Origin of the sequence: Romboutsia sp. (assembly GCF_051659545.1) — a bacterium.
GTDB lineage: Bacteria > Bacillota > Clostridia > Peptostreptococcales > Peptostreptococcaceae > JBOFOR01.
Map to the genome: position 1 here is coordinate 1 of NZ_JBOFOR010000107.1, position 5,257 is coordinate 5,257.

The 5,257-nt window shown below is 27.7% G+C and carries 5 protein-coding genes and 1 riboswitch; all 5 genes read right to left on the bottom strand.

Annotation, left to right across the window (positions count from 1 at the left end; genetic code table 11):
• Nucleotides 1–154: 154 nt before the first annotated feature.
• Nucleotides 155–307 (bottom strand): tyrosine-protein phosphatase, encoded by a 153-nt coding sequence (locus ACRC03_RS06430; RefSeq protein WP_438651731.1) that lies wholly within the window; start codon nucleotides 305–307, stop codon nucleotides 155–157.
• A gap of 93 nt (nucleotides 308–400) precedes the next feature.
• Nucleotides 401–1,006 (bottom strand): response regulator transcription factor, encoded by a 606-nt coding sequence (locus ACRC03_RS06435; RefSeq protein WP_438651732.1) that lies wholly within the window; start codon nucleotides 1,004–1,006, stop codon nucleotides 401–403.
• A 26-nt stretch (nucleotides 1,007–1,032) separates the two neighbouring features.
• Nucleotides 1,033–1,116: riboswitch (cyclic di-GMP riboswitch) on the bottom strand.
• Nucleotides 1,117–1,298: 182 nt separating this feature from the next.
• The gene (locus ACRC03_RS06440; protein WP_438651733.1) at nucleotides 1,299–2,270 is read right to left on the bottom strand and encodes an LCP family protein; all 972 of its coding nucleotides are present in this window, start codon (nucleotides 2,268–2,270) and stop codon (nucleotides 1,299–1,301) included.
• 72 nt (nucleotides 2,271–2,342) lie between these two features.
• Entirely contained in the window at nucleotides 2,343–4,232 is a 1,890-nt protein-coding gene (locus tag ACRC03_RS06445) for a polysaccharide biosynthesis protein (protein ID WP_438651734.1), read from the bottom strand.
• Between the two features lie 17 nt (nucleotides 4,233–4,249).
• Entirely contained in the window at nucleotides 4,250–4,654 is a 405-nt protein-coding gene (locus tag ACRC03_RS06450) for a glycosyltransferase (protein ID WP_438651735.1), read from the bottom strand.
• Between the last annotated feature and the right edge of the window lie 603 nt (nucleotides 4,655–5,257).

Here is a 5,257-nt window from a genome sequence, read left to right on the forward strand (position 1 = left end):
ACAAACGATTCTATAGACTCAAGTCTAATTTGTTCTCTAGTTCCATTTTGGATATAGTTCATAATTTAAGGCCCCCTAATAACTGTTATTTAATCAAATTATACCATATTAAGGGACTTTTCGCACAGCCTGCCGGGGGTCGTAGGCAAGGAACTTAGTGACTTGCCTTGCTAATTTTTAGTTGTTTTAATAGGTTTATATCTTCTTCATTTAGGTCTTGAAGATGTGCTGATCTGAAGAACAGACCTTTTTTTATTATTCTTCCATCTGAGGATTTATGTCCTCCTAAGTCTCTAAAGTTTTTCATTTGACTCACTCCTTTTTTTGTTTTATGTTATGTAGTTTTCACAAAAATAGACTATAACATAATTATACTTATGTATAGTCTATTTAATACGGCTTAAAGTCCCACAATTCCTCTTTCTCTAGCATACAAAGCTGCATGCACCCTATCTTTTAAATTTAATTTTGCAAATATATTACTAATGTGTTTTTTTACGGTGTGCTCAGTTATAAATAATTCTTTTGAAATTTCTTGATTACTTTTTCCTTGAGCTATACATATAAGTATCTCATACTCTCTTTTGGTTAGTTCTGGTATATATTCACCACCTGTTTTCACCATATAATTTTCTATTAACTCTGCATCAAAATATTTTTTACCTTTATAAATTTGTTTTACAGCATATCCAATATCTTCAGATGCAATATTAGCTAATATATATGCATCAACTCCTGCTTTTATACACTGAGAAAATAAGTTTCGGTCTTCATAAAAATCTAATACCATGACCTTTATATTTTTATTTTTCTTTAACTCTTGTATATCTGTTAAATACTGTTTGTTGTTTTTATTTAAATCAATTAGTATAAGATCATAGTTTTCTTTATATATATCAGTGTATAAATGGCTATGACTTATCTTTTGAACACATTTTTCACCCTCTAAAATTCCTACTATACCTTTTCGTATTATGAGTGATTCTGATATTACAATAACTTGCATATTTATACCTCCTCTATAAAATACGCTAGTTACTTAGGCGGTTGCACTAGTAGCTCAGTATACTTAAAGTGCCCATATACAAAATATACTTCTTCGCTTCTAAATAATGATCTGTTTTGATTTTGTGTTATATAAATACTATTCTTAGTATTATATATTTATACCTATATTTTATGAAAATTAAGTGTAATAATAATACTCTAATGGTTTTATTTTTCTACTACTAAAGTATAGTGTTTTTATATTTTCATATGGAAATAACTCATAAGTAAACTTATGAGTTATTTTAGATTTAATTTGATTTTGTTTGTTCATATTTATTATGCTCATATATAAAGCTGCTTAAGATTGCTTTATTATATTCTTTATCCCATTTTGTTACCCATCCTTTGCTTCCTTCTATCTCATCCCTTCTATGTGAGGCAATAGGAAATTCTAACTGATCTATGCTTTTATCTTTTATATTATAAACTTTAGTTACTATTTTCATCATTTCTAATGGTGCTATATTAGTCTTACATCTTTTAAATAATATATTTACAGATTCATTAATAGTTTTCAAATTTTCCTTTTGTAATTTTTCATATGCACTAATTATAACTTCTCTTTGCCTTCCATCTCTTGAATAACCATTATCGCCATGTCTAATTCTACTAAAAGCTAATGCTTGGTATCCATTAATAATTTGATTTCCGCTAGATTCAATTAACTTCATCGGTTCAACTTGTGAGTTTGATGAGTAAACTGAATAAGTACTATACATAATCTCATTTATATATTTTAAGTTTTTTTCATCTATATTTACCTCTACACCTCCTATCGCATCTATTATTTTTATAAATGCTTCAAAATTTACAGTGATGTATTTATCAATACTAATTCCAAAATTGTCATTTATTGTTTGCATTAGTAGAGTAGGGCCTTCATAAGCATAAGAATGATTTAATTTTTCTGTGCTATATCCAGGTATAAAAACAAATGTATCTCTCCATATAGAAGTTAATCTAATATCATTATTTTTATTGTCTATTGTAAGTATAATTATTGAATCTGATCTATTGCCTTTATCTAAATTATCACCATCTACTCCTACCAATAAAATATTAAGTGTATCTTTATTCATATACGTATAATCTTCTAAATGCTTATCATCTTGATCTTTATAGATTGAATTAAATTTATAATATACATACCCAAATCCATATAAAAATTTTATTGTTACTCCTACTAATAGTACAATTAAAATTTTACTTATTTTAGACATATATTTTCACCTTATCAAATTTATTTAAATTTTAAACAGCATATCCCTAATAAGTTGCTTTATTATTTACTATTAAGCACTTACTGCTTCTTGTTTTTTATATGTTACAACTATTTTTTTCATCAATCTATCTATATGTTCTATTTTCTCATTATTAATAATTTTTTGTAATTCTGCTAGGCTTTCATTTAACTCTTCATCATTTATTGATATAGGTTTTGCTACAAATACCTTATTATTTCTAGTTTTAATTAATCCTTCTTCACTCATTAAAAGCTCTTCGTATAGTTTTTCACCTGGTCTTAAACCTACATACTCTATTTTTATGTCACTTCCTAAATCTAAACCACTTAGTTTTATTAAATTTTTAGCTAAATCTATTATTTTTACAGGTTCCCCCATATCAAGTACAAATATTTCTCCACCTTTTGCTATAGCTCCTGCCTCAATTACAAGACCAACTGCCTCTGGTATAGTCATAAAGTATCTTATTATATCAGGATGCGTTACTGTAACAGGTCCTCCTTCTTCTATTTGTTTTTTGAATAATGGTATTACACTTCCATTACTTCCAAGTACATTCCCAAACCTAACAGCTACATACTCTGTTTCACTTACATTATTCATACTTTGTACTATCATTTCTGCAACTCTTTTTGTTGCTCCCATAATATTGGTCGGATTAACAGCCTTATCTGTAGATATAAGGACCATTCTTCTAACTTTATATTTATCAGCTAATTTTGCAATATTTAAAGTTCCAAATATATTATTCTTAATAGCTTCTCCTGGGCTTTCTTCCATAAGTGGAACATGCTTATGTGCTGCCGCATGGAAAACTACCTTGGGTCTATATTTATTGAATATTTCATCGGTTCTATTTTCATCTCTTATATTTCCTATTATTATTTTTATATTCAAACGTTCTCCATATTTTCTAATTAGCTCTTGTTGTATGAAGTATGCATTATTTTCATAAATATCTAGAATAATTAATTGTTTTGGAGAAAATTCGGATATTTGTCTACATAATTCTGAACCAATTGATCCTCCTCCTCCTGTTACTAATACAATCTCATCAGTTATATAATCACTTATTTCATTTAAGTTTGTTTGTATTTGTTCTCTTCCTAGTAAATCTTCTATTTTCACTTCTCTAATTTGTTTTATATCTACTCTTCCGTCAATGAATTCATATATTCCTGGTATTATTTTTATTTTACATTTTGTTTTTTGACATTGATTAATTATTTCTTTTTTACGTATTTTACTTATTTTAGCTATAGCTATTATTATTTCATCAACTTGATATTCTTTTACTATTTTTTCTATATCATTTATATTTCCTAGTATTTTTATATTGTGTATGCACCTACCACATTTTTTAATATCATCATCAACTATTCCCACTATTGATTTGTTTATTTGAGGATTTTGTTTAATTTCGTTAATTACTATATTCCCCGCACATCCTGCTCCTACTACTAAAATCCTTGATATAGATTTGTCTACATTTACTTTACCTTCTATTCTTATCATCATTCTATATGATAGTCTGCTTCCCACTGTAAAAGTAATTATAAATATTGTATTTGTAAAATAAAACAATAAAGAATAATCTACCCCTAGTATTTTATGAGTTATAATTAGTGGAATTAGGTAGCTAAAATTAGCTAAAATTATAGATGCTATTTCTTCTAAACCAGCATACTTCCATAAGCTACTATAGCACCTAAGTACATGATATGCTAAAATGTGAAATATTATATATGTTCCAATATTTATAATAATTGTACCTATATCTACAAATCCTATAGTCTTAACCAAGTCTAATGATATTAAAAATGCTACTAATATACTTACTATGTCTATTAGTACTAAAATTAGAGTTCTTAATCTATATGAATTTAATATCTTATATATATAACCATTTCTATATATGCTTTGCGATTGAGTTTGCATTAATAGCTCATCCTCCCCTAAATAATGCTTTCATAAACTATTTCCATTTCTTTTAATACATCTTCTTCACTAAAGTTTTGTATATATTTAAAACTTTTTTCTCCCATAATTTTAATTAATTCCCTGTCCTTGTATAATTTAAGTATTGAGTTATAAGTAGCTTCTATATCCGCAACATTTACTATTAAACCATTTTCCCCATCCTTAACTAAATCAATATTTCCTCTAATATTTGTGCATACTATTGCTTTTTTATTACACATAGCTTCCATTAAATTTCTTGGCAAACCTTCATGGAGAGATACTAACGCTAATATATCTGTTATTCCTAGAATAATAGGTATATCTTTTCTATGACCTAATAAAAGTATATTATGCTCTAAGTTATTTCTATATAGTAATAGGTAAGTCTTTGAAATTATCTCTGACTTTTCCCCTACTTCACACCGTACGTGAGTGTTTCCAGCTCATACGGCGTTCCAACGTTTCATATTTTCAAATTAAACCCTAAATTTACTACTCACTACTTACATATATGTAGCTTTCCTCCAAGTCTGCTAATTGCTATTTTTTAGCTTTCACATCTTTTAGTCATACTCGAACCTTGGACTATTTAACATTTAATCATTTATTATTATAAACCGCCTAGTGGCTATTGCTAGAATATCATTACAATATACATCATCGCTTCATGCCACCACTCTCACTTGGATTAAGATAAGTTATACTTATGTTTTCCTTATCACTACTTCATTGGCAGTAAAACCTCCATATTCCAAGCTTTCCTTGTTCCATTATTACTATCTTTTCATATATCCTTAGGTCATCGGTATAAGCCTGTAAGCTTGATAATGCCTGTAACATTATATGGATTTTCATAATATAAAATCTTACTCACCCACACTTACTACACAATTTTGTGTGTTATATTCATTTCTGAATATTAGAATTTTAGACCCGTACATTCCCGATTTCGTCAGTCCCTCTTGACATCCTAACCATAGATATTTTATAGACCCTAGCCC

Excerpts from the sequence above, each read along its gene's own strand:
- ACRC03_RS06430 (WP_438651731.1), bottom strand. The coding sequence starts at position 307 with ATGAAAAACTTTAGAGACTTAGGAGGACATAAATCCTCAGATGGAAGA.
- ACRC03_RS06435 (WP_438651732.1), bottom strand. The coding sequence starts at position 1,006 with ATGCAAGTTATTGTAATATCAGAATCACTCATAATACGAAAAGGTATA.
- ACRC03_RS06440 (WP_438651733.1), bottom strand. The coding sequence starts at position 2,270 with ATGTCTAAAATAAGTAAAATTTTAATTGTACTATTAGTAGGAGTAACA.
- ACRC03_RS06445 (WP_438651734.1), bottom strand. The coding sequence starts at position 4,232 with ATGCAAACTCAATCGCAAAGCATATATAGAAATGGTTATATATATAAG.